Raw genomic sequence first — 24184 nt, forward strand, 5'->3', positions numbered from 1 at the left:
CTATGCTCTTGTGTTCAGGGTGATGCCGGCAATGATCACTGCCGAGCCGATAACATTGTTTAGTGAAATAGCTTCGCCAAACATAAAATGGGCGATTAGCAGACCGAACACAGCGCCAGAGCCCTTGAAAAGGTAGGCATCACTCACTGGCATTCGCTTAATGATTTGCTGCCATATGATGGCGTAAACGCCCAATACAAAAACTACGCCGCAGATAAATGCGATGTAGGGGAGGCTCAAGAACTCCTGCATAGAGGCGTACTTCGAAAAAATCCCTGAACAGGAGTATATGAAGAACGCTGTAATTAGCAGTATGTACTTTGCAAAACTTTTCATGTTATCTCGTTAGGCGTAAAATAGAAATATAATGGTCAAGGCTGAATTAAAAAAATTCATGTAATTTCGTATCTAAATGCCCACTATGGCATTTTACACACGCAATCCATGAAAGATGCAGTGGATTCATTGACTGAATTTTGCAAGAATCATAGTGGGACCATTGTATGTCAACGAGAAAGAGTCTAGGAACGTTCTTGATTTGTTTTTTCGCTAAAAATCGTCTTGAACAAGCTTTCCATTCCTGATTTCAGAAATCAACAAGTCGTAATTGTAGGCAGAACTTTCCGAGTATAGGCCGGTTCCTGGATTTTGGAGTTTTTCAAAAGTTTGTGAATTGTAGATAACACTCAATGAATCGTGTAATGATAGCGAACGTTCTTGCATTAACCAAAGTGCGAGATCGTTGACTATACCCTCAACAAGAAAATCCTGCTTGCTGGTCATACGGTTCCTCTCCTTTGCAACAGAGAAATCGCATCAACAGTTCTAAACGCATACTGGTTACTTAATTTACGGTATTTCAACCCTTTCACAAGGTCATCAATTGCGATAATGCCCATGGAAAATGTTCTGAACAGTGTTGCAATGTCATCGTTAGCGACGGGGCCAATTATCAGGTCATAGGCATCAGCAGGATGTTCATTTGCGCGACTGCGATTCGCCATCACGAATTCAGCCCATTCCTTGTCAGCTGATGGAAATTCTTTGATATGTAAGCCTTGCGCTTTTTCAAAATCGAATTCATAAACGTTCACCACAGGTGATCCACCGAAACGATCAGCAACCTTATTTGCCATTTCTTGCGCTTGATGCAGAATGGTGGTCAGGTAAAAAGATTGCCCAAAATCCTTAAAAGGCTTGCACTTAGACAAATCTATTTTATCAATCTCGCAGTTTGAACCGTGATAGAGAATCACTTGATCAGACCTCCGTTTTTCAAACAGATGTCAGTCAAATCATCAACTGTGTCTTCAAAAGAAAGCAAATGCTCCGCTTCGTAGTGTTTCTGCAGAAAGTCAAAGCCTTTAAACAGGCTTAGGTAGTTGAAAGCCTGCTTTTTCGTTAAAGATTTCGCCTTTGCAAATTCGTTTATTGCGGCTGTAATCCAAGAAATTTGCTTTTCCATGCCATGGAATATAAAAAAACATGATAGAAAGGGCAATGTTTGTATCAAAATCATCACCAACCTACGTGAAGTTGCAGGACGCATACGTCGCTGAAAAGGGCATCCGTATTGGTAACTGGAAGGAAATCGGCTACCTGATGAAGAATTCCTCCAACTTCTACTACTGCGACCAGGCTGCGGGTACTGCATGCACCGCGTCTAACAATGGTGATGGTCATGGCACTACAGGAACCTTCAATGAATATGATTTTACTGTCACATGGACTGCTACCAACGTTGCCACTTTGAATGACTGCCCTGCAGGTAAGAACTGGTCCTTGACCACTTCTGGTAACTCTTCTGCCGGTGGTTTGGTTACTTATACAGCAACAGTTGATGGTGCTAGCACCGCTGGTGGTGATTGTGAAGTTCTTACTCCGAACTTCCTCCGCCTCCACACTGCAGCTTCTAGCAATTAATTTTTAGCGAATTAGTTAATAAAAAGGTGGTTTCGTATCGAAACCACTTTTTTTAATTATGCAATTTATTCTGTCATCTGCATTTGCAAGCCTTGGTCTAACAGGAATAATTACCTTTTTTGGAGGGGATTCTTCCAAAATGTTATTCCTTTTCTTTGTTGTTTCAACAGCATTTGTTGTTTTGCTGTCAAGAGCAAACATCTCTTCGCATATTCAAAAAAAAGAATACTACTCATTTTTTTTCACGCTATTTGTAATATTAGGTTGCGGTAGTACTTTATGGGCACTGTCAGTATTTCCGCTATATGATCCTCAACAAGTTGCACTGACCATTGGGGGACCCCTGAACGGATTTTTTGGAATCTTTGTCAGGAAATTTATTGTTGAAACATTAGCCCCTATTTTAATCTCTTTCATTTGTCTGGTTCCTTGGCTTTGTAAATTGTCCCGTTATAGGCGAATTATGTGTCAAAGTCTGATTTGCTTGTTGGTTGTTGGAACTTGTTCAGTAAAGGTCTATCTTGAAATTCCATTTTTAGAATACAAGCGTGTTTTTGAAGCCTGGTATAACGATGAAGACCTGGCCAGTTCACCTTTTTTTATTGATAATTACACCAATTTAGATTCCCTAAATGTAGAGAAAGTGGGTAACACAAGAAATCTTATCTATATAATAATGGAATCTATGGAAAATTGGGATGACTCCTTGATTCCAGAACTGATTCGGTTGGAACAAGAAAATATTCATTTTACCAGTGTTGAAGGGAAAGTTTCTGGCGGGCGAGAAATTGCCGGATCCACATGTACTATCACAGCAACAGTTTCAAAAACGACTGGTGTTCCGTATCTATCGGCTAATTATACCGGTGACACTATTTTACCTAATGTGAAAAGCATTTACGACGTGATGAATTTTTATGACTATCACAATACATTCCTACAGGGAACTGACGCAAGATTTGCAAACCTGAATTTTTACCTAAACGCCCATGGCGTTAACGATGTTTATGATATAAAGCGACTGTCGAATTATTCGGATATGGATCCGAAATTAACCGCAAGTAAAGACTATCGTCCAGGAATATCGGATCGCAGTTTGTATGAAATTGCCAAGCTGATACTGGATACCCTAAGTAAAAAAAATAACTTCAGCTTAACTATTGCGACTATTGATTCTCATTTTCCCATTGGTTTTTACAATGACAAATGTTCTATAAAGCCTCAAAGCGGTAAAGATGAAGATATGCTTAGGGCTGCGATACAGTGCGCATCGAAAGACGTCTATGATTTCGTAAAATGGGTAGAGTCAAAGAGTTTTGGAAAGAATACAGAAATTGTTATTGTCGGCGATCATGTATTTAAAGGGAAACTTCTTATCGACCATCCTGATAGACGCTGGGTCGATATTTTCATTAATCCATTGATGCAACCGAAAAATACATTACGTGATTTTTCTTCTGTTGACATAGCCCCATCTATTCTTGAAAGTATGGGGTTTATTATCCCTGGCCATAGAATGGGCTTTGGAACTAGTCTTTTTTCTGATGAACCAACAATATTAGAATCAGGAATGGATTATAAAAGCGTAAATATTCAAATTTCTAAGATGGTTCGGAGTCCTGAATATTATCACCTTTCAAAAAGAATCATTGAATGAATAATCGTGATAGAATCACTTGTTCGCAACACCGCCAGGGCTGGCTCAGGCGACTAAAATACACACAATAATATTGATACGGATTATTCGTTCTCTAGCGCTAAGTTCGATATACAAAAAGGACGCTATTTCTAGCATCCTTTTTTCATAATTTTTGAGATAAAAATTAGTTGGTAGTGAGCTTGAGGAAGTTCGGAGTGAGGACTGCGCAGTCATCTGTTTCACTTGTGGAACCATTAATTGTAGCGGTGTACTTAACCATGCCTCCTGCAGAACCATTCTGAGCAGTAACAAGATTCCAATCCTGCTTTGCTTCGCAATCATTCAAGGTTGCCTTGTTTGTTGCGGTCCAGTATCCAACGTAATTGTTGTCTGCAACAGTAGCGGTTGAACCGTAGCCCTTTGCATTCTTAGCGTCGTCGCATAAAGAAGAAGCATCGCAGTACCAGTAGTTAGAGGAGTTCTGCATCAAGTAACCGATTTCCTTCCAGTTACCAACGCGGATGCCCTTTTCAGCGACGTATGCGTCCTGCAACTTCACGTATTCTGCGGGAGTTTTGGGAATGGGATTTGTGTTGATATCATTTTTTTTTCAAACTTTGCTCGTCCCTGAAATGTTTTTGGGGTAGAATGGAGGCTTTATGCTTTTTTATGATGCTGCAATGGAAAGTTTAAAAAATAATCCTGGTGAACTCACTGATTCGTCTATTGAAACTTATCAGTGGAATTTGAAAAAATTATATGATTTTTCACCGGAGCTTGATTGCTCTGCAATTGATGAAAGATTGATTCGCGATTTTAAGGCCCATATGCAGGAGTTGGGAAATAAACCCGCAACCGTGACGAAGGCTTTGTCTGTCTTTAGAATTTTCGTGAACCGGTTACGTAGAGAGGGTGTAATAGAAAATGATCCGTTCAAGGGGGTGAGGATTGGACGGGTTTATACAAGGCGCGGTTTCCTGACTGTGCGAGAATTGAAAATGCTCTATTTAAACTTTTCGGATAACAAGTCCTTGCTTACAAGAGAAGAGTGTGAATGTGTGAAGGTATTTTTATTCAGTTGTTTTACGGGACTTCGATATAGTGATTTGCAATCGTTAACTTGCAACGAGATTTTTGACTGGAAAATTCGTAAGCAGACTCAGAAAACGGGAGAGTCTGTGTATATTCCAATACCAGTACAGGCACGCTTGCTCTTGCCAAGCCAATTAAATGGAAATGGTCCCGTATTTCATGTAGTTGAAAATTCAACTTTTAACAAGCGCTTGCGTCGTGCGGCAAAGAAAGTTGGTTTTACAAAATATTTGCACTGTCACTTGGCTCGCCATACTTTTGCCACGACCTGTATTTCTTTGGGGATTCCTCTGCCTGCGACAAGTAAACTTCTTGGTCATCGCAACTTGGATACAACCTTAATTTATGCAAAATACGTGGATTCATTTTTGGACAAGGAAATGAAAAAATTCAATAAGCTTTAAAACGGAAAGGAAAAAGGATATGTATAATGAAACTATGTCCTCTTTAAAAGAACAAATCATTGAAAAGTTGGTGGCGGATGGCTATGACATTGATGCTTCTTTGACGATTCCTGCGGCAACCGAGGCTCTTGTGGCGCGAATGAGGGGGGGGGGGCTTCGCGGCGCAAGAGCTTGGTCTGCCAGAAAGTATGCGAGGTGAATGCCGCACAAATGAACTTGTTCATTTGTATGGCTGAACCGATGCTACGGACGCTTTAGCGTCCATCGTTGAGGTCGTGGCTGAGCGTGCCCGTGCTTACCAAGTCCAGGCGGTACTGCTTGCTGATGTTCTCGAATTCGATTGCGGTAGCCATATTCAGGAATGTAGTAAATATTTTTGTGGATTCTATCGCTTCGCACCAGAATGACATCATGTTTGGGGAGGTGCGGAAAAATTTATTGCAGGTGTCTTGTCAAACTTGTAAAACTGGTGTATATTTGTGCAGTCTGATCAAAGTAAAGCCGTTTTTGTTCACGCCTGTAAAACGGAAAGGATATGTTATGAAGAAGAAAGAAGTCCCTGTTGCGGGGAATAGTGCTGTTCCGGCCAATGTTGCCGAGAAAACGAAAGAAATTGTCCTCATTGACGAGAATTTGCTGAAAAACAAGGTTTACACCATCCGTGGTGTAAAGGTGATGCTTGACGCCGATCTGGCGGAGATTTATGGGTATTCTGTAAAGGCGTTTAATCAGCAGGTTAAGAATAATGCAGAAAAATTTCCGGAGGATTTTAGGTTTCAGGTGTCCGAAAAAGAAGTAGATGCATTATCGAGGTCAAATTTTTTGACCTCGATGCAAGTAAAGGGAATAAAAGGGGGACGAACTTACCGACCTTATGCCTTTACAGAGCAGGGCATTTACATGCTTATGACAGTTCTCAAAGGTGATTTGGCGACCAAGCAAAGTCTTGCCCTTGTTCGTCTTTTCAAGGATATGAAGGACTACATTGCCTCAGAAAATCAACAGTTGCTTGGTTGTTCCAACTGTGTTCAAATAGCAACCCTCACGGCTCAACATTCCCACGAAATTGCCGAAATTCGCACGGATGTGGCTCGTTTGGAGGTGGAGTCTCTGAAAACTCAGGAATCCTTGGGCAAGGTCATGGAGTTTTTTCACGATCCATCTACCTATAAGCACCACTTGATTCTGAATGGGCAAAAACTGGAGGCTGATGTCGCTTACACGCAGATTTATGGTATGGCTCAGAAGTCAATTTTCATGTTTGATGATTTTGTTGGCGTAAAAACACTGGATTTATTGCGAGGTGTCGCTCAGAATGTTAAGATTACGCTTTTCAGTGATCAGCGGAATGGCTGCGCTTTGACTCAAACGATGATTGACGACTTCAAGGCTGCTCGTCCTGACGTTTCCTTCGAGCGGAGGCCTGCAGGCGGAATATTCCATGACCGTTATATCGTTTTGGATTACAAAACGGACCATGAAAAGATGTTCCATTGCGGCGCTTCTAGCAAGGATGCCGGCAAGAGAGTGACTTCGATAACCGGCATCGAACATCCTGAAGTCTATCACGAGCTGATTGAGGGAGTGTTGAAGTTGCCTGTTCTGCCTTGACTGTTTTTGCTGTGGGTTATTTTATCGTCGCTTTGATGTCGGAAAATGTGGTTATCGTCGGTTTTGTCGTCGGTTTGGTGTCAAAACTTGCGTTTGTCATCGGCTTATCGCCGGTTTAGCGTCGGTTTATGTTTATGAAGAAGAAAGAAGCCCCTGTTGCGGGGAGTGAAATTGCCATCATTGATGAGAATTTCCTGAAGAGCAAGGTTTACACCATTCGCGGTGTAAAGGTGATGCTTGACGCCGATCTGGCGGTGATTTACGGGTATAGCACCAAGGATTTCAATAGGCAAGTTAAGAATAATATAGAACGTTTTCCCGAGATTTTCCGATTTCAGTTGACTATGGACGAAATTGCTGAATTATCGAGGTGCAAAAATTGCACCTCGATGCAGGTCAAAGGGGTGAAAGGTGGGCGAGTCTATTTACCTTATGCCTTTACAGAACAAGGAATTTATATGTTGATGACTGTTCTTAAGGGGGAGCTTGCTATTAAGCAAAGTATTGCTATAATGCTTTTGTTTAAAGACATGAAGGACTACATTGCTGCCGAAAATCAGCAGTTACTAGGTTGTTCCAACTGCCTTCAAATTGCGAATTTGACGGCTCAACATTCCTGATTATTCCGGAGCGGCGGAGCCGCCAGTCCGGAAAAATGAGAGCCACTAGTCCGGTCTGACGGAGCCACCTGTTTTAGGGTTATTGTGCTTCAGATGGGTTCAACCCATACACTTCTCGCATGGATTTCCTTGTAAGCCCCAAGGAACGTGGCCTGAGGAAGGGGGGGGGCATCAAACGTCTCGGAAGGTGCATGAACTTTTGACGATACCACTTCCGAGCCCTCGGAAGGAGCGTGAACTTTTTGCGACGGCCCGTTGCGTCATCCTGAGTGGCGAGCAGCCGCGAAGGAACCAGTCCAAAATTCCGCAAATGCAGCAAAAGTCTGCGCCCCAAGGGGTCAGATGAGGCTTCGCCACATCTGCCTGCGCTCGGTCATGCCAAGCTACGCACAAGTGCGTTCTTGTCACGACTCTCGCTGGGGTCACGATCGCTCCCGTGATTTAAGGGCGAAAAATTTTTACAATCTTTTTTCAAAATCCAGGGAGCATTCTACGGCAAAAAAGCGTGTATATAGCAGGCGGCGATTTAGCCACCTCGCAAAGGTGTGCGCAACACCCAGCAACACGTATGAACGAAAACGAAACCGCCGTAGGCGCTGATAACGAAACTAAAGTCATCGACTTCTCTAAAATCACCATCACCAACCGTTTCATGTTCCCGCTGGTCATGAGCCACAAGGAAATCGCAAAGCCCTTCATCGAGGCGGCGCTTGGCATCAAGATTTACGACCTGAAGGACCCCGAGCAGGAAAAGACGGACCAGGTCGGCATCTTCAGCAAAAGCGTGCGCTACGACGTTTACGCCCAGGAAACCGGCAAGGACGGCGAAGTCAAGCGCTCCTTCGATCTGGAGATGCAGATGGAGGACACCAAGGAACTCCCGAAGCGCGCTCGTTACTACCAGTCTATTCATGACACCCACGAGCTGCGCAAGGGAAGCATGTACAGCAGCCTTAAGGACCAGTACGTGCTCTTCATTTGCCCGGAAGACATTTTCAAGGAAGGCCTGCCTATTTATAGTTTCCAGAACTATGCGACAGAAAACAAAAAACTCGCCTTGAACGACCGCACTTTCAAAAATTTCTATATATTTAACCAGTACGAGAAACTTCCGGATACGCACCCGCTTAAACCGTACCTGAAGTATTTTGCTACAAACGCCGCCGAATCCTCGGAGACAAGGAAAATCCACACCAAGGTGGAGTGGTACCGTTCAGACGAAAAGACACAGGAGCGCTATATGACATGGGAACAGGAAATCCAGCTTGCCGCAGAAGCCGCTGCTGAAAAAGAACGCGAGCGCAACGAGAAAATCATCGCCGAGAAGGATGCCGAGATCGCCGAACAGGCACGCAAAATCGCAGCTCTTGAGGCGAAACTCGCCGGAAAGAACTCCAAGTAACCTCTGCGAAAAATCTCCGCGATACAAGGGACCCCGCGCGGGTCTTTTTTTGTGGGCGGCCCGGCACTCCCGTGCTGTCGCTTCCGTTGAATGTCCGATTTCCTTGTCGGTAAGGTGTTCTTCCAAAGGCCAATTCAAGTTGTGCTCCTTGGCAAGTTTCAAGACCCTGTTGACGGTCTTCTTGGACACCTGACAACTTGTCGCGATGTCGTTCTGGCTTAATCCCAGATTTCGCAACCTGAGGATTTCGCGGTATTTGGTCATTCGACCTCCTGTCTATTTTTTGCACGGAATTGTGCTTGCTAAAATTAGACAGGTTTCCTTATCCCCGGAACCGCGGTTTCCGTTTGACCGGTACGCCGGTTTCCATTACTCCGGTTTCACGGTGTACTTTGCTCCGGTATATTCAATTTTAATTATATTGCTATCCATAGGATGCTCCTTTCATCCTATTTTTTTACCCCCTTAGAGGAATTTGCGAAAGACAATATACGTTATCAAAAGTCCGCGGCATCATTGTCGTGGACATTCGCATTATAGAGTTTTCATGACATTTTGTGGGTGGCTCTCAGCCTCCGGAAGGGTGGCTCCGTATTTTCCGGAATAGTGGCTCTCTAGTACCGGACTGGTGGCTCAAAGTACGCCGGAATAATCAATTCCCACGAAATTGCGGAAATTCGCACGGATGTGGCTCGTTTGGAGGTGGAGTCCCAGAAAACCCAAGATTCTTTGGGCAAGGTCATGGAGTTTTTCCACGACCCGTCTGCTTACAAGCACCACTTGATTCTGAATGGGCAAAAACTAGAGGCCGATGTTGCCTACACGCAGATTTATGGTATGGCTCAGAAGTCAATTTTCGTGTTTGATGATTTTGTTGGCGTAAAAACACTGGATTTATTGCGAGGTGTTGCTCAGAATGTGAATGTGACGATTTTTAGCGACCAGCGGAATGGATGCGCTTTGACTCAAACGATGATTGACGACTTCAAGGCTGCACGTCCTGACGTTTCCTTCGAGCGGAGACCTGCAGGCGGTATATTCCATGACCGTTATATCGTGTTGGATTACGGAACGAGTCACGAAAAAATGTTCCATTGTGGAGCTTCTTCAAAAGATGCGGGAAAGCGTGTCACGACGATAGACGACATTGAACACCCTGAAGTCTATCACGAGCTGATTGAGGGAGTGTTGAAGTTGCCTGTTCTGCCTTGACAGTGTTTGCTGTGGATTGTTTTATCGTCGCTTTGATGTCGGAAAATGAGGTTATCGTCGCTTTTGTCGTCGGTTTGGTGTCAAAACTTGCGTTTGTCATCGGTTTATCGCCGGTTTATGTTTGATGAAATTCGCGTTAGGGATCGAAGTGGCGAAGCCATTCGGACTCGCGAAGCGAGGCTGAACGGAAAAATTTTCGTGTAAGATGTTTCGGTTAGATGTTTGCGAAAATTTTATAACGCGAGTGCCCGCCCCGGCTTGCCGGGGAACGCCCAAAGTCTCGCCACCATCATATTATGACCCTTCTTGAATGGATACAATGCGTTTACACCTACCCAAACAAATCGTCCAAAACAACCTCGTTTTGCACTACTCCGGAATGGGAATTTTTCATAACGCCGAATGTTGTTACAAAAGTATTGAGCAAGGCCATTTTGCACTTAGAGGCAACCCTAAATATTTCTATGCGGTTGCGGAGTTTGGTCTCGTAACTTTTATCGATGATGAATTCGCCCTGCGAGAATTTCATTTCACAGACATTAATAACACGGTCGGCCCGCTTAATCAGAAGGTCTATTTGTGCTCCATCAGTATTGCAATCAATTGTGCGGCTGGTACATCTCCAGGCGGAACACTCCGTTGCAATGCCGTTTATTCCCAGCGATTTCTTTATCTGGTCTAAATGAGCAAAACAAACCTGCTCAAATGAAATTCCCTGCCAAGATACAATGCCGGGATTCATCAGGTTGTGTTGCCAATATTCCTTGTCCTTGGACTTCTGTTTTTCGCAAAAATGCAAATGGAACAGTGTAAAGAAATCTGTCAAACGATATGTCCCGTTATTACTCTTGGAGCCAAACTGGGAAAAGCATTCTACGAAATCGCAACGCTCCAAGTTGGCAAGCATGCGCGTCAATGTTCCCCCAGAAATTTTCGTTATTCTAGCAAGTTCTTGCCTACTCATTCCGCTCTGTTTTTCGGACAACTTTTCGACAATCCTTATGTAACTGTCAGCTCCGGAAAAAAGCGCGTTGTATAGTTCATTAAATTCATCATGCAAGGCGCCGTCTTTGTCGAAATAAAGCCGGTCAATATTTTGCGCAAGGCTATTGTTAACATCTAGCAGATCCAGATAAAAGGGGACTCCGCCGAGAACCATGTAACATTGCGTAATCTGGAACCGATCCCAATAACAGTTCTTTTTTTTCAGGAACAGTTCGCATTCCCGTAGGGAGAATGGGTGCAGATTTATTTTTCGGGTAATCCTGTTATGAAGTCCGCCCTGATTTTCGATTAACTTATCGACCATCCAGGAAGTTGCACTTCCGCAGGCAACGAACAAAATGTCGTCACGATTTGCCGCCCAGGAATTCCAGAAGTATTCGAAGGCGGATACAAAATCAGACTTAAAAGTATCAATCCAAGGCATTTCATCAAAAAAGACAACCTTGCGTTTCGCACGACATTCACACAAAAGTTTTTCCAGGGCAGAAAAAGCCTCGTTCCAATTTTTTAGTGCAGGGGCAAAAGCTGATTTGCTGTACTCCTTGAGACAATCTGCGAAATTCTGGAGCTGCTCCGCCTGGGATTTGTTATGTGCACCAGTGTAGGAAAACGAGAAACGTTCCCTAAAAACACTTTGAATCAAGAAAGTTTTCCCGATTCTTCTTCTGCCGTAAACCACGGCCAGTTCAGACTTGCCGGAAGAATATGCTTCTTCAAGCAACTTTATCTCTTTTTCTCTACCAACCATCTTTTTCATATACCCAAAATATACGAATTTATTGTTGTTTTGGGTAAGGAAAGGATTTGTTGTTTACCCAAAAAGTGTGTTTTTATGTCTATTTTGGACACGTTTTCAAATACGAGTTGATTGAGGATGTGCTTGGTGGTTGAGTTTAGTTTGCAGTGCAAAAGTTACGATTATTCCCGTACGGGAATAATTTGCCGCAATTCTTGCTGTTTGACGTTGATTTTCCCGTACGGGAAAGTTATATTTGACGGTATGAAGGTGCAACAGGTAAATGATATTTCGATTTCTGTGAAAAAAAGAAGAAATCAGTTAAAACTGACGCAAGCGGAATGCGCTGCCTTTTGTGGTGTCGGCGTTCGATTCTTCTCGGAACTGGAAAATGGCAAGGAAACGCTACAGCTTGATAAAGTATTGCATGTTTTGCAAATGCTTGGTTTAAATCTTCATGTTGTGGAAAGGGAAAATGATCGATGAAGTTAAAGGTTTATTTTGCAAATAAGCTTGCTGGTAGTTTGTTTTCTACTCCCGATAAAGGGATTGTGTTTGCTTACGAAGATTCCTATGTTAGGCAAAATGGAAATTCTCTTTCGATGTCACTTCCATTAAGATTCGGTGAGTTTTCGCAAAAGGAATGTCTGCCGTTTTTCTCGGGAGTTCTCCCAGAAGGTGACGTTAAACGTCGAATTTCTGAGTATTTGCATGTTTCTGAATCGAGTACGCTTAAGTTGCTGCAGGAACTTGGGGGTGAATGTGCCGGTATGATTTCGGTATTGCCAGAAGATGCCGAACCTAATCAGAAGTTGATTTATAGACTGGATTCTGACAATTACGAGGAACTGTCAGAAGATGTTTTACTTGGTTATATAAAGAACGCAGAAACGAGGCCTTTGCTGAAGGCTAATGAAGAGCTGAGACTTTCTTTGGCTGGGGCTCAGGAAAAGTTGCCTCTGGCATTTTTTGACGGAAAATTTCATTTTCCAAAGAATGGTGCTCCATCGACACATATCATCAAACCAACTGGCAAGGGAGAATTGTCGTCGCTTGCAGTAAATGAATATGTGTGCATGAAGCTTGCAAAATATTCTGGCCTAAGCGTGCCTGATGTGGCTTTGAAGAAAATTCAGGATGAAACGTTCATGATGGTGGAGCGCTATGATAGAATCAAAAGAGGTGATTCTGTTGTTCGTTTACATCAGGAGGATATGTGCCAGGCGTTGGGAATTCTTAGCGATCGAAAATACCAGAATGATGGTGGTCCGGGCATTGCGGATATTTTTCAGCTGATTAGTCGAAGAACTTCAGTTCCACTTTTGGACGCACGGGCATTTATTCAGTACGTCCTGTTTAATCTCGTTATTGGCAACTGCGATGCTCACGGGAAAAATTATTCTTTGCTCTATGATGGCGGTGTCTTGAAACTATCTCCGATTTACGATGCCGTCTGTACGCTTTTGTATCCGACTCTAACAAGAAAGGTTTCCATGAAAATTGGAAGCCATTATGAGATTGATAAAATCAGAAAGGCTGATCTCGTTCTCCTGGCGGAACAACTGAAATTAAGACAGTCCGTGATTCTGAATTTGTATTCGGATTTGAGAAAGAAAGTTCTTCTAGGTTTTTCATCAATCCGTGAAGATGAATGTCTTGACGGCTGCACAGAAACGATTGATGAAATCGAAAAAATCGTGCAAGAAAGAGATATAACAAGTGATTGCTAGGCTTTCTTGGCCTTACACCGTATCCATAAAGGTCTTCTGGATTCTATTGAACACGATAATGCCCAATGCCAACAGGACAATCATAAATCCTGCGCTGTAACCTAATGCTTGCCAGCTGAATTCGCCTACGCCAAGCCCTGCAAGAATCATAATCAACACGGGGGTGAGTAGCAAAAACTCAGCCAATAAAAAATCGATCCCGGTGGGCCGGAATCGATTTTTCACGTTAAATTGGTGTTAGCCTCTGGTTACCCTGAACATGAAGCTGATTACGTTCGAGTCAAAGGTGCTTTCACTATCATCACTGGCGCCAAACGTATACAAATAGCCGATGCTCAATCCGACGGACCATGTGTCAGAGATCCACCAGTCCTTGCCGATTTCTACTTGCATTTCGTAGTCGAGCATTTCGAATGTTTGATGGAGGTTCTCTTTGTTGTGGTTTATGTCTTCACCGAAGAATGCAAACCCATTTGCGATGCTAAAGAAGGCGCCGTTCATTACGGAATGGGGATTTCTAAAGGGGTAGAATGTAAATCCTACTCCTACAAAACTATAAAAGCCATAGGCATCGTCATCCTTGCTGTTTTTTTCTTTAAGGTTTTGTGGCGAAGATCCTAAGACCGAATATTGATTATCGAAGTTATGTTCGTAAGAAGTTTCACTATACTTGCCTTCGCCTATCAGCATGGCAAAGTCTAGTTCAAAGAACAGCGCCACGAGGTTCCCAAAGGATCTACCGAATCTCAAGCCGAGAGTCGGTATGGCGAAATCGTTGAATTCATAAACTTCCTCTACTACTCTTTCGTACGAATATGAATAGTCGTTGTTATTATAGTCATAATGATGTTTGTATTGATAATCGGATTGCTTGTAATTAAAACCTACATAGGTTGCGCCAAGGCTTGCGTTAAAGTAGAATCCACGATGCTCCCTTGGCGGTCGATAAAGTTTTACCGGCTTTTGGGGGGTAACGGTTTCTTCGACTGTTTCTGCGGGATTTTCTTCGGATTCCTGTGCAAAGACTGTGGTCGCTGCAAGCATTCCGGCAAGAACCATCTGGACGAAGTGACTATGAAAATTTTTCATATTCGTCTCTTAGCCTCTTGTCAAGCGGAACGAAAGGGTGTACACTGTTTCTGTACCTTTAGCTTCATCAAAATTTGTTGAAGAATGGTTGTATGAAAATCCAATACCTATGGACAAGTGGTTGCTTACCCACCATTCCTTGCCAATTTCTGCGATAAAGCTTCTTCCAAAGGAGGCGATGTTTCCTGCGGAGTAGTCGTCCGTTACAAAACATGCATAAATAACGTAACCAAAAGATCCGCCGATAAAGAAACCGTTCATGGCTGAATTTGGATTTCGGAACGGGTAGATTGTCGTGCCGAAGCCAACGAAGGTTCTTAAATTTACTGCATCGCCCGAAAATCCTTCGGAATCGTAAGCTCTCCAATCTTCCGCGTAAACCTTATCCCCTTGTTTGTCATAGAGCGGATTGCCGTTCTCGTTTTGGGCGATCTCTCTATCGTAGTTAACCTCTTCGTAGTCCATAACGCCTGAATAGATCGCGAAATTGAATGTTGTATGAAAGGCAATCAGGTTTGCAATGGCTGTACCGAACTTAAAGTCGAATGAAGGGGTTGTGATTCCCCAAAAATCAAATGATTCGATATCTTTTTTATCAATTCTGGTGTTGTCCAGATCTTCCCATGTACTTTTGGCGCTGATTTTGTTGTAGCCAATGCCAAAGCCTACGCTATTGTAGAAACCGCGATGTTCCCTTGGGACAAAAGATGAAGTAAGATCTTCGGCGAAAATGCCAGAAACAAGAATTGCAAAAATAAAAAGGAATGTATTTTTTAACATAGTGCGGATAAAATAAAAAAATATTGTGTTTTTGTGTAGACGCGTGTAAATGGGTCTACATTTGGTTTTAGGATTAGATATGAAATTTGGTGCGTTATTTTTTGTTGCAGGCTTGTCTTGTGCAATGGCTGCAGAACTTGATGGGGCTGCCGATAGTACTCTTCGTCAGTTGGCGGAGGCTCGTGGCCGCATGGTGGGTTCCATTCTGAATTCCAATTGGTTTAGCTATGGTCTTGGGGACGATGCCGAGGTTTATGAGAATACTCATAAGTCGCAGTTCAATATCGTGGTTGCCGAAAACGAAATGAAGTTTGACGCCACGGAACCGTCTCGTAATTCCTTTAACTTCAAGAACGGCGACAAATTGATGGCTTACGCTGCAAAGAATGGCATGCAGGTTCGTGGTCATGCGCTGGCCTGGCATAGTCAGGTTCCTCAGTGGGTGCCTGATCTGGCTGCGAGTGTGGCTGCTGCGGGTGGATCTGCCAAGGACACTTTGCTTGCCGTGCTGAAGAACCATATCGAAAATGTGGTGGGACATTACAAGGGCAAGGTCCGCGAGTGGGACGTGGTGAACGAAGCCATTGCTGATGGTACTCCTGCTGCTTGGCGTGATGGCGCGACTTCTGTCTGGTACAAGTATATCGGTCGCGAATTTATTGACTCTGCCTTTGTGTGGGCCCATAAGGCGGACCCGGACGCAAAGCTTTATTATAACGATTATTCCCTGGAGTGGGGGTTGGCTGCAGGGGCGAAGGGTAAGTTCGCTGTGGATTCCGTGGCAAAGCGCCTGAAGGCTGCGGGCATTTACATTACGGGTCTTGGGACACAGACTCATATTTCTGATTACCATGTGACGACGCCTCCTAACGTAAAGGCCTTGGCTCAGGCTCTTGAAGCGGAGGGCTTGACTTTGCAGATTACGGAGCTGGACATTGGCTTCGATAAGAAGGATGTTTCCAAGGCGGATTTTGAGGCCCAGGGAAGTTTGTACCGTCAGTTTATGGATGTGTTCCTGGAGGCGCCCAACATGGAGGCGTTTGTTATCTGGGGATTTTCCGACAAGTATAGCTGGCTTGCTGATTTGTATAAGTACAATGGTTTGGTCTTTGATTCCAGTTTTGCAAAGAAGCCTGCTTACGATAGTTTGGTTGCTAGTTTGAAGGCTCATAGTGCAGACAAGGTTTCTAAGGTCAAGGATATTGTTCCCCTGGTTTGGGAGGATGCTTCGCCTTTTGGAAATGGTTCTTATGTAATTGTGGATTATAGCCAAGCGGGTGCCGAATCTCGTGGGGAATGGTCTGGCGATGTTAAGAATGGCAATGGCAAGTTTGAATCAGAACCGCTGGCTGGCAAGACGGGCTACATGAATGTTCCGTTGGCGGGTTGCGACCAGAATGCGGATTATTGCGGCTACCAGCATGCGATTTACACGTTGCCTCAGGATGTGGTGGACTCCAATTTCCTGTCGAAGTGTGAGGCCTTGGTGTTTACTGCTTACGGACCTACGGGGAGTACCGCCTACGTGAATATTGGAACTGGCGATCCCAAGATGACTTTGCAGAATGGACGGCCCTTGAGCGCCAAGGTCTGGAGCGGTATGACGGTGGACCTGCAGGCTGTTCGCGATGCTATGGCCGGTGATGCCGCCGTTAGGCCCGCGCAGTTGACTTTCAATAGCAGCAACACTTCCGCCATGTACATTGCAAAGATTGAGGCTGTGGGATGCCCTGATGGTTCCGAACGTCCGGCTGCGATCCGTGGTGTTTCTGCTAGGGACGGCTTGAAGGTCGTGATGAGTGGCCGCACCTTGAATCTTGTGGGTGTAGCGTCTGCTCGTGTGGACGTGATGGATTTGCAGGGACGTCCGGTATTTTCCGCTAATGATGTTCGGGGCTCGCAGAACCTGGAGGGGCTTGCAAGTGGAACTTACATCGTTCGCGTTCAGAGTGGTAACTTACAACGTTTTGGCCGCGTGATTTTAAAATAGCGCTGCCTTTTGGAGTAACTTGGAAATATCCCTGAACTTGGTTCAGGCATAAGAAAAAAGGCGTCCTTTCGTGGACGCCTTTGCTTGAGTTTTTTTTGCATGGTTTTTCGGGGAATACTAACCAAATAATCCTGTTTGTGGAATTTGGTTAGTAATATTTGCCTCAAAAATCCCGTTTTACAGTCGAATTACTAACCAATTTGGCTAATGGAGCTTGATTGGTTAGTATATTGCTTGTTAATTTGTATTAAATTAGGCGTTTTTTACTAACCAAAATACCCTTTTTTAGTGGCTTGGTTAGTAGCACCTGTAGCTCCTTATTTAATTCGCAGGCGGGCGTACTCGTACAATCCCAGGGAAAGGGCCACGGAGGCGTTGTAGGAATGGGCTTCGGGCATCATGGGGATGCGGAGTACAGCGTCGCACTGCTTCTTGATGAAGGGAGGCAGACCTACGTCTTCGCCACCGACTGCAATAACGGCCTGATCGCTGAACTGGAAGTCCGCCAGGTTGGTTTCGGTGTCGGCATCCAGACCGAGAATCTGGTAACCGGCCTGTTTCAGTTCGCCAACGGCAGCTTCCAGGTTGTTGGGACGGCTGATGCGCATTTTTTCGAGAGCACCGGCAGAGGTTCGTGCGACGCTGGGAGTAATGCCGCACATGCCCTTGGCGGGGAGCAGCAAGATGTCGCAGCCCAAAGCCAGGCAGCTACGGATGCATGCGCCCAGGTTGCGGGGGTCTTCGATGTTGGTGGCGACTGCAACCAGCTTGCGTTCTCCCTTTTCCTTTGCGTTAAAGAGTTCGCCACGGACGTCTTCCCAGACCAGCAGTTCCTTTTCGTTCATGAGGGCGACCACGCCGTGGTTGGGGGTGGCGTAGCTGTTCAGGATCTTGGAGTCCACCTGCTGTACGTGTACGTGTACGCGCTTGGCCAGCTTCTGCAGTTCATAGAGCTTGGGGTTGCCGGACTTGTGCATGAAGAGCACGCGGTGAACCTGCATGGGGCTCTTGGTCAGGAGTTCGGTGACTTCCTTGATGCCGCCTACGGCGACCTGGGGTGCTGCGTCTGCGTCGCCTACTGCGGGGATCACGCCGTCTTCATAGGCGCGGGCGGTGTCCTGGGGACGTTCTTCAAAGCGGGGCTTAAAATCGCGGCGGTCATTGAAGTCGCGACGGTCATTGTTGCGGAAACCTTGAGTAAAGTCGCGGGGGCCATCGCCCTGGGGGCGTGCGGGGCGGAACTCGTTGTCTTCGCGGACGCGGTAGTTCTGACGGGGAGCGCGGCCGAAGCCTCGGCGTTCGCTTGTTTCGCGACGATCGTTAAAATCGCGGCTTGATTCACGGCGGTCACCAAAATTTTTGTTGTCTCTATCAAATGCCATGGTTGTTTCCTTTCTTCTTGTTTAAAAGTATGCGTTCCCTTTTTGCGAACCCATTATTCTTTCGCTCTGCACACAATTACCTGGTTCATACGGATGTCGGTTTCCTTTTGTTCCAGAGGCTCCACCTGGATTTGTTTCGGGGTGGCGATGCCTGCCTTGTAGGCGTCGGGGTGTTTTGCTAAAAAGCGGTCGTAGTAGCCCTTGCCGTGTCCTTGGCGCTGGCCTGTTACGTTAAACTTTGTGCCGGGGACCAGGAATACGGTGAAGGGGCCGGTATAGGGTTCCAGTCCTTCTCGGGGTTCCATGATGCCGAAACGTCCGGGGGCCAGGTCCTTTTTCAGATTGTCGATGGGGTAGAACTCCATGGTGGTCTCGCCGGTCACTCGGGGCAGGAGCAGACGGTTTTCGCGGACCAGCTGTTCCAGGACGGGAGTGATGTTGGGTTCACCTTTCAGGGGGTAGAAGGCTGCAACTTTACGGGATTCCTTGTAGCCAGGTATGGCGTGGATTTCTTCCCAGGGGTTGTTGATCAGCTCTTCGCCGGGGCGCTTTCTTTTGGCCGGGTCAAAGAACCCGCGGGCGCCCAGGACCACGATGAAGAGGAGTATGAGGAGTGCTGCTTCCATAATTTTTTTGCAGGCGCTGTGCCCGCTGTTGAGTTAGTCGGGATCGCCTACGCGCTTGGCCTTGGGAAGGTTTTCCTGGAGGATCTCGTTCCAGATTTTCTTCTGCCAGTTCATGAGGTGGGCTTCTTCGTAACGTTCTTCCCAGGGCATGGTTCCGGGGGCGGCCAGCCAGATGAGTTGCGCCCTGTTGCCCAGCATGGAGGGGTCCAGGTTCAGGGTGGCGGCCTTTTCGTCGCGCCAGGTCTTGAGTACCGAGAGCAGGTCGGAATTGGGCACGACGGGCGGGGGCGGTGCCTTGGGGAGGCGTTCGGGCCAGTCGCTTTCGGGGGTGGCCATGGCGGTTTCCATCATGTTGACGAAGGAATCCAGGCGTTCGTCCCTGAAGTTGCGGGGGAGGCGGGGCAGGTGGTCCAGCAGTACCTGGGGGTAGGTATCCACGGCATGGCGTACGATGGCTAGCATCAGGTCACCGGGCATGACCTTGTAGGGCGGGCGGTCCATTTCTTCGGCCTGTTTTTCTCGCCATTCCCAAAGGTACTTCAGGATGTTCAGGGCGCAGGGGCTAAAGACGCTGCTGCCGGTAATGCGCCAGGGATCCTTTTTGGGCGGGGCCGGATTACGGGAATGCTCGATAAGGGCGTCACACTGTTCGGTGAGCCAGCTCATGCGTCCGGCGGCCTGCAGTTTTTCTACCAGGATGGCGCAAAGTTCATGAAGGTAAAAGGTGTCGTGGATGGCGTATTCGCACATTTCCAGGGGCAGGGGACGAGTGGTCCAGTCGGCACGCTGGTTTTCTTTTTTCAGTTCGTCGCCAAAATATTCGCGGACCAGGTCGGCCAGGCCTAAATGGGGTTCGCCCAGGATCTTTGCGGCAAGCATGGTGTCGAAGATGTGGGTGGGGCTAAACTGGTAAGTCTGCCAGAGCAGTCGCAGGTCGTAGTCGGCCCCATGGAAAATCAGGGTCTGCATGGCGCGTGCCTTGAACAGGGGGGCCAGATCCAGGCCGCAGAGGGGGTCTACGATATAATGGTGGTCGCCAATGGTGATTTGAATAAGGCAAAGGCGTGCTGTGTAGTGATACATGGAGTCAGCCTCGGTGTCCACCGCGGCCATGTCATAATTCTCCAGGTCCAATAGAAGGTTGGCTAGTGTCTCCTCGCTATCCACCAATATGTACTTTTCGTCTTGCATCATTTGGGTAGAAAATGTAATAAATGTATTTGTCATTACGAAAATGTTTCTAAATTTGCGCCTATGAAAAAGATTTCTCTTACCGGTATCAAGCCGACTGGCACTCCGCACCTCGGCAACTATGTGGGCGCAATCCGCCCGGCTCTTGAACTTACTAAGACTTACGATGCAGTCTACTTCATTGCAGACTATCACGCTCTGACCACCGTGCAGAACGGCGCCGAAATGCGCGACAACATCTACAAGGTGGCCGCCACTTGGCTGGCTCTTGGCCTGAACCCGGAAGAGACTTTGTTCTATAAGCAGAGTGACATTCCCGAAATCTTTGAACTCAGCTGGGCTCTCAGCTGCTTTACCCCCAAGGGCTTCATGAACCGCGCCCACGCCTATAAGGACAAGGTGGCAAAGAACGAAGCCGCCGGCGAAGATGTTGACGCAAACGTGAACATGGGTCTTTACTGCTACCCCTGCCTCATGGATGCCGACATTTTGATGTTCAATGCAGACATCGTTCCCGTTGGCAAGGACCAGAAGCAGCATGTGGAATTTGCCCGCGATATCGCCATCAAGTTCAACAAGCATTTTGGCGAAGATGTGTTCACCGTTCCTGAACCGGTTTTCCAGGAATCCACCGGCGTGATCCCGGGTCTGGATGGCCGTAAGATGAGTAAGTCCTACGACAACTACATCGACATCTTCCTGGATTCCAAGGCTCTCAAGAAGCGCCTGGGCAAGATCGTGACCAACTCCCAGGGTATTGAAGAACCCAAGGATCCGGATACTTGCAACGTGTTCAAGCTGTACAAGCTTTTCGCTACTCCGGAACAGTGCGACGCACTGGCAGCCCGCTACCGCGCAGGAGGCCTGGGCTGGGGCCACGCCAAGCAGGAACTGCAGAACGTCCTCGAAGAACATCTGGGCGCCGCTCGCGAAAAGTACTTCGACCTTCTGGCCCACACCGAAGAAATCGACAAGATTCTCGCCTATGGCAAAGAGAAGGCCAGAGCGAAGTCTAAAGTTATGATGGATCGCGTGCGAGGCCTTCTCGGAACGTATTAGTCAAGCGGGAACGGCTTGTATTAACAAGCCGTGGGAGCGCGAAGCAATTGGCGTCATAGGTTCTTATGGGACGAAGGCCAATTGCGGAGTCGTATAAGGCCCGCGTCAAGTCCAAGGCAATGATGGACAAGGTCCGCTCCTTGCTGGGTACTTACTAGTCGGCGACTCCGGCTCACAGTAGTCCTTAGAAGCATTTTTACAACAGCCCCCGGCAATACGCCGAGGGCTTTTGTGTTATACTTTTTATTATAATTATCCACGATATGAAATCAGTCCTGTCCGTCATCCTTTTTTTAGTACTGAATGCGTTTGCAGTATCCGCAAATGGTTCTTTTGGGGTGACTGCAGATGGCTCGATAAGTCCCTTGGGAATGGTGCTGATGGGAGCTGCCACGGGATCGTTTAATGCGGATTCGGTCATGGCGGCTGAAGCGGAAGGTGCAGAATCTTGCGAAGGCGATGACTGCGAAGATGATGACGATGACTGCGAGGGCGAAGATTGTGAAGAATCGGAAGATTGCTCCGAAGAGGACTCTGAAGATTGTCTGGATTCCGCTGCGGTTGCCGCCCGCAATATGAAAAATGTTCCTCTTCCACGTCAGACTGCCTATACTGGCAAGGGCCTGTCTATTGGTCTTGGTGGTGGAATTTACAATCCTACGGAAGATTGTGATTGCATGGGTATTTGGCAAGGGCAGCTGGAATACTTTTATGCCGATTGGATTAGTGGCGGTATCGATGTCCGTTTCTTTGGGGGCGACCTGGATAGCGATGTGATGGTCATGTACCAGCGCTACCGTACGAACCTCAGGTTCCATAAGGCCTGGCAGAAATTGGATATTTACCTGGAATCGGTGTTGGCCTTTGAAAATACAAGCATTTCTGAATTGCGTGACCAGATCAATAGCCGCGGAAAGTATTCTACGGAGGTCGTTGGCGATTTTACCGATGATATGCCGGATTGGGTTGTTGGCGTTACCACGGATACAATTCTCGTTGAAGACACGACCTTTGTGAAAGACAAGGAAGCTTGTGAACGGATGCTGTCGCTGGATGGTTTTTCTGTGGGCGTGGGTGCTGGTTTTGGTTTGAATCTGACTCGCCTCTGGGGTGTGACTGGAAGTGTTCTTTTCGAATACAATTTCTCGAAGGTTATGGAACTCTCCTTGGTGCCCGGTGTGGCCTTCAATTTGCGCGAAGTTTGGGGTTGGGCCAAGAAAAATCTGCTTTCTACCTGGATTATGGTGGAATTTGGCGCCCAGCGATACTTCAATAATGGTGTAAAGGATTGGGCGAATTACGGTCTTGTGGGCATCCAGTTGGGCATTTAACCCTTGGACTGCCCCTTCCAGTTTGACAAAACGGTTTGATTTTCTATATTTGAGCCACCGATTTTTATCGGAACCCTCCCGGGGCCAATGTTGGTAACCTGGGCGAAAGACCAAAGGGATCTCATTATGAGACAGTATGAAACTATGGTGATCATCGACGCTATGATCTCCGACGACGCCATCAAGGCTGAAATCGAGACCATCGCCGCTGCAATCACTAAGGGTGGCGAAATTGTTCGTCGCGATGATTGGGGCAAGCGTAAGCTCGCTTATTCTATCAACAAGCGCCAGCACGGCTTCTATGTTATCTTCTACTACAAGGCAGAAGTTGCAACTGTTGCCGCTATGGAAGCAGCTCTCAAGCTCAATGAAAACGTTCTCCGTTGGATGACCCTCGCTGATTATCCGATGTCCGAAATCGTTTACAATGCAGACATGGCTCAGTCTACCGAAGAAATCGTTCCGGTTGACGCAGAAGAAGGGGAGGCTGAATAATGGCTTTTGAAGATAAGAAGCAGGCAACCCGTATTCGTCGCAAGAAGACTTGCTGGTTCACCGAAAACAACGTTCAGTTCATTGACTACAAGGATGAAAAGACTCTCCGTCGCTTCATCTCTGAACGCGGTAAGATTATTCCTCGCCGTATTTCTGGCACCTCCGCTAAGTATCAGCGTATGCTGAACGAAGCTATCAAGCGTGCTCGTCAGATGGCTATCCTTCCGTTTGTCTCTGACAGCATGCGCTAATAAGGAGGAACTAGACTATGGAAATTATTCTTAAGGCTAACGTACCTCACCTCGGTAAGATGCTCGACGTTGTGAAGGTTAAGAATGGTTATGCAAATAACTACCTCTTCCCCCGCAAGCTCGCTGTTCGCGCTACCAAGGAAGCTATCGCTGAAATCGAAAACAACCGCGCTGCTGTTGAAGCTGCGTTCCAGAAGGAATTGGCTGCTGCAGGCGACGTAGCTGCAAAGCTCTCTCAGATTTCTGTGAACATGGAACGCCGCGTTGTTGAAGGCGAACGTCTGTACGGTTCTGTATCCGCATCTGACATCGCTGACGCAATCACCAAGCAGGGTGTCAAGGTGACCCGTGCTCAGGTCGAACTGGCTGAACCCATCAAGCAGCTGGGTGTCTACACCGTGACCATCAAGGTCTTCGGTGACGTCGAAGCTCAGGTTAAGGTTTGGGTCGTTAAGGAACAGGCTTAATTAGCTGCCGGACGCGAAGCGTCCACAGGCTTAAGTCAATCCTTAAAGACTAGATCTTCGGACCGCTCCCCTCCTAATCGGGGGGGGCGGTTCTTTTTTTGTTGGAAAATAGTTGGTTGGAAAAGGCGGTGGAAATATTTGAAAAAGAG

General features: G+C 46.5%; 28 protein-coding genes and 1 pseudogene. 17 read left to right on the forward strand and 12 right to left on the reverse strand.

The features are described from left to right. Entirely contained in the window at window positions 1–336 is a 336-nt protein-coding gene (locus BUB94_RS01075) for an EamA family transporter (protein WP_073233537.1), read from the reverse strand. Window positions 337–390: 54 nt separating this feature from the next. Here BUB94_RS01075 and BUB94_RS17415 point away from each other — a divergent pair, with 54 nt between their 5' ends. Beyond that, window positions 391–525, forward strand: coding sequence for a DUF3791 domain-containing protein (locus BUB94_RS17415; RefSeq protein ID WP_371585268.1), 135 nt, complete (start codon window positions 391–393; stop codon window positions 523–525). Between the two features lie 24 nt (window positions 526–549). Here BUB94_RS17415 and BUB94_RS01085 read toward each other — a convergent pair whose 3' ends face one another. The 3 genes from BUB94_RS01085 to BUB94_RS01095 are packed head-to-tail and all read right to left on the reverse strand — an operon-like array spanning window position 550 to window position 1465. Beyond that, complete coding sequence (locus BUB94_RS01085; RefSeq protein ID WP_073233539.1) at window positions 550–783, reverse strand: hypothetical protein; 234 nt, start codon at window positions 781–783, stop codon at window positions 550–552. Continuing rightward, the gene (locus BUB94_RS01090) at window positions 780–1256 is read right to left on the reverse strand and encodes a DUF3990 domain-containing protein (protein ID WP_073233541.1); all 477 of its coding nucleotides are present in this window, start codon (window positions 1254–1256) and stop codon (window positions 780–782) included. Before BUB94_RS01090 ends, BUB94_RS01085 begins: the two co-directional genes overlap by 4 nt. After that, the gene (locus BUB94_RS01095; protein ID WP_073233734.1) at window positions 1253–1465 is read right to left on the reverse strand and encodes a DUF3791 domain-containing protein; all 213 of its coding nucleotides are present in this window, start codon (window positions 1463–1465) and stop codon (window positions 1253–1255) included. The genes BUB94_RS01090 and BUB94_RS01095 overlap by 4 nt, the downstream gene beginning before the upstream one ends. A gap of 35 nt (window positions 1466–1500) precedes the next feature. On the opposite strand from BUB94_RS01095, the gene BUB94_RS01100 reads away from it, so the two are divergent. Beyond that, the gene (locus BUB94_RS01100; protein ID WP_217653107.1) at window positions 1501–1923 is read left to right on the forward strand and encodes a hypothetical protein; all 423 of its coding nucleotides are present in this window, start codon (window positions 1501–1503) and stop codon (window positions 1921–1923) included. Window positions 1924–1981: 58 nt separating this feature from the next. Next, on the forward strand, window positions 1982–3580 hold the full coding sequence (locus BUB94_RS01105; RefSeq protein WP_073233544.1) for an LTA synthase family protein: 1599 nt from the start codon (window positions 1982–1984) through the stop codon (window positions 3578–3580). A gap of 166 nt (window positions 3581–3746) precedes the next feature. On the opposite strand, the gene BUB94_RS01110 is transcribed toward BUB94_RS01105, so the two are convergent. Further along, entirely contained in the window at window positions 3747–4121 is a 375-nt protein-coding gene (locus BUB94_RS01110; RefSeq protein ID WP_073233546.1) for a hypothetical protein, read from the reverse strand. Between the two features lie 100 nt (window positions 4122–4221). Here BUB94_RS01110 and BUB94_RS01115 point away from each other — a divergent pair, with 100 nt between their 5' ends. The 6 genes and pseudogenes from BUB94_RS01115 (at window position 4222) to BUB94_RS01145 (ending at window position 9903) form a co-directional block, all read left to right on the forward strand. Further along, window positions 4222–5058 (forward strand): tyrosine-type recombinase/integrase, encoded by an 837-nt coding sequence (locus BUB94_RS01115; protein ID WP_073233548.1) that lies wholly within the window; start codon window positions 4222–4224, stop codon window positions 5056–5058. Between the two features lie 540 nt (window positions 5059–5598). Continuing rightward, window positions 5599–6669, forward strand: a complete 1071-nt coding sequence (locus BUB94_RS01125; RefSeq protein ID WP_073233736.1) for an ORF6N domain-containing protein — start codon at window positions 5599–5601, stop codon at window positions 6667–6669. 134 nt (window positions 6670–6803) lie between these two features. Continuing rightward, window positions 6804–7286: pseudogene (locus tag BUB94_RS01130) on the forward strand (ORF6N domain-containing protein); the annotation flags it as partial. 571 nt (window positions 7287–7857) lie between these two features. Then, entirely contained in the window at window positions 7858–8691 is an 834-nt protein-coding gene (locus tag BUB94_RS01135) for a PD-(D/E)XK nuclease family transposase (RefSeq protein ID WP_073233554.1), read from the forward strand. A 90-nt stretch (window positions 8692–8781) separates the two neighbouring features. Beyond that, window positions 8782–8913: a hypothetical protein gene (locus BUB94_RS17285; RefSeq protein WP_256375037.1), complete on the forward strand. Its 132-nt coding sequence runs from the start codon at window positions 8782–8784 to the stop codon at window positions 8911–8913. 465 nt (window positions 8914–9378) lie between these two features. Next, window positions 9379–9903: a hypothetical protein gene (locus BUB94_RS01145; RefSeq protein ID WP_139260092.1), complete on the forward strand. Its 525-nt coding sequence runs from the start codon at window positions 9379–9381 to the stop codon at window positions 9901–9903. Between the two features lie 331 nt (window positions 9904–10234). Here BUB94_RS01145 and BUB94_RS01150 read toward each other — a convergent pair whose 3' ends face one another. Continuing rightward, window positions 10235–11665 carry an AAA family ATPase gene (locus tag BUB94_RS01150; RefSeq protein ID WP_073233558.1) on the reverse strand — a complete coding sequence of 477 codons (1431 nt, stop codon included), beginning with the start codon at window positions 11663–11665 and terminating at the stop codon, window positions 10235–10237. Window positions 11666–11908: 243 nt separating this feature from the next. Here BUB94_RS01150 and BUB94_RS01155 point away from each other — a divergent pair, with 243 nt between their 5' ends. Both BUB94_RS01155 and BUB94_RS01160 read left to right on the forward strand, forming a co-directional pair. Beyond that, window positions 11909–12130, forward strand: coding sequence for a type II toxin-antitoxin system Y4mF family antitoxin (locus BUB94_RS01155; RefSeq protein WP_073233560.1), 222 nt, complete (start codon window positions 11909–11911; stop codon window positions 12128–12130). Continuing rightward, entirely contained in the window at window positions 12127–13374 is a 1248-nt protein-coding gene (locus BUB94_RS01160; protein ID WP_073233562.1) for a type II toxin-antitoxin system HipA family toxin, read from the forward strand. The genes BUB94_RS01155 and BUB94_RS01160 overlap by 4 nt, the downstream gene beginning before the upstream one ends. 12 nt (window positions 13375–13386) lie before the next feature. Here BUB94_RS01160 and BUB94_RS16315 read toward each other — a convergent pair whose 3' ends face one another. From BUB94_RS16315 to BUB94_RS01170, 3 genes are read right to left on the reverse strand one after another with little or no spacing between them, the layout of a single operon-like run. Next, complete coding sequence (locus tag BUB94_RS16315; RefSeq protein ID WP_175549669.1) at window positions 13387–13560, reverse strand: hypothetical protein; 174 nt, start codon at window positions 13558–13560, stop codon at window positions 13387–13389. 51 nt (window positions 13561–13611) lie between these two features. Next, entirely contained in the window at window positions 13612–14463 is an 852-nt protein-coding gene (locus tag BUB94_RS01165) for a hypothetical protein (RefSeq protein WP_139260093.1), read from the reverse strand. A gap of 9 nt (window positions 14464–14472) precedes the next feature. Beyond that, a complete protein-coding gene (locus tag BUB94_RS01170; RefSeq protein WP_073233566.1) occupies window positions 14473–15243 on the reverse strand; it encodes a hypothetical protein in 771 nt (256 codons plus the stop codon). A gap of 79 nt (window positions 15244–15322) precedes the next feature. On the opposite strand from BUB94_RS01170, the gene BUB94_RS01175 reads away from it, so the two are divergent. After that, window positions 15323–17233 (forward strand): endo-1,4-beta-xylanase, encoded by a 1911-nt coding sequence (locus tag BUB94_RS01175; RefSeq protein WP_073233568.1) that lies wholly within the window; start codon window positions 15323–15325, stop codon window positions 17231–17233. A 317-nt stretch (window positions 17234–17550) separates the two neighbouring features. Here BUB94_RS01175 and BUB94_RS01180 read toward each other — a convergent pair whose 3' ends face one another. The 3 genes from BUB94_RS01180 to BUB94_RS01190 are packed head-to-tail and all read right to left on the reverse strand — an operon-like array spanning window position 17551 to window position 20435. Then, complete coding sequence (locus BUB94_RS01180) at window positions 17551–18615, reverse strand: TrmH family RNA methyltransferase (protein WP_083537970.1); 1065 nt, start codon at window positions 18613–18615, stop codon at window positions 17551–17553. Window positions 18616–18668: 53 nt separating this feature from the next. Then, window positions 18669–19241, reverse strand: coding sequence for a 5-formyltetrahydrofolate cyclo-ligase (locus BUB94_RS01185; protein ID WP_073155617.1), 573 nt, complete (start codon window positions 19239–19241; stop codon window positions 18669–18671). A gap of 33 nt (window positions 19242–19274) precedes the next feature. Then, window positions 19275–20435, reverse strand: coding sequence for a ribonuclease D (locus tag BUB94_RS01190; RefSeq protein WP_073156706.1), 1161 nt, complete (start codon window positions 20433–20435; stop codon window positions 19275–19277). A 60-nt stretch (window positions 20436–20495) separates the two neighbouring features. On the opposite strand from BUB94_RS01190, the gene trpS reads away from it, so the two are divergent. The 5 genes from trpS to rplI all read left to right on the forward strand — a co-directional run bounded on the left by trpS (window position 20496) and on the right by rplI (window position 24035). Continuing rightward, window positions 20496–21491: a tryptophan--tRNA ligase gene (gene trpS, locus BUB94_RS01195; RefSeq protein ID WP_073233569.1), complete on the forward strand. Its 996-nt coding sequence runs from the start codon at window positions 20496–20498 to the stop codon at window positions 21489–21491. 263 nt (window positions 21492–21754) lie between these two features. Beyond that, window positions 21755–22822 (forward strand): hypothetical protein, encoded by a 1068-nt coding sequence (locus BUB94_RS01205; RefSeq protein WP_139258140.1) that lies wholly within the window; start codon window positions 21755–21757, stop codon window positions 22820–22822. Between the two features lie 126 nt (window positions 22823–22948). Next, window positions 22949–23317, forward strand: coding sequence for a 30S ribosomal protein S6 (rpsF, locus tag BUB94_RS01210; protein WP_073155629.1), 369 nt, complete (start codon window positions 22949–22951; stop codon window positions 23315–23317). Then, window positions 23317–23568 (forward strand): 30S ribosomal protein S18, encoded by a 252-nt coding sequence (rpsR, locus tag BUB94_RS01215; RefSeq protein WP_073155632.1) that lies wholly within the window; start codon window positions 23317–23319, stop codon window positions 23566–23568. The genes rpsF and rpsR overlap by 1 nt, the downstream gene beginning before the upstream one ends. Window positions 23569–23585: 17 nt before the next feature. Then, the gene (gene rplI / locus BUB94_RS01220; protein WP_073155635.1) at window positions 23586–24035 is read left to right on the forward strand and encodes a 50S ribosomal protein L9; all 450 of its coding nucleotides are present in this window, start codon (window positions 23586–23588) and stop codon (window positions 24033–24035) included. The last annotated feature ends 149 nt before the right edge of the window (window positions 24036–24184 follow it).

Origin of the sequence: Fibrobacter sp. UWH9 (genome assembly GCF_900129715.1) — a bacterium.
Lineage (GTDB): Bacteria > Fibrobacterota > Fibrobacteria > Fibrobacterales > Fibrobacteraceae > Fibrobacter.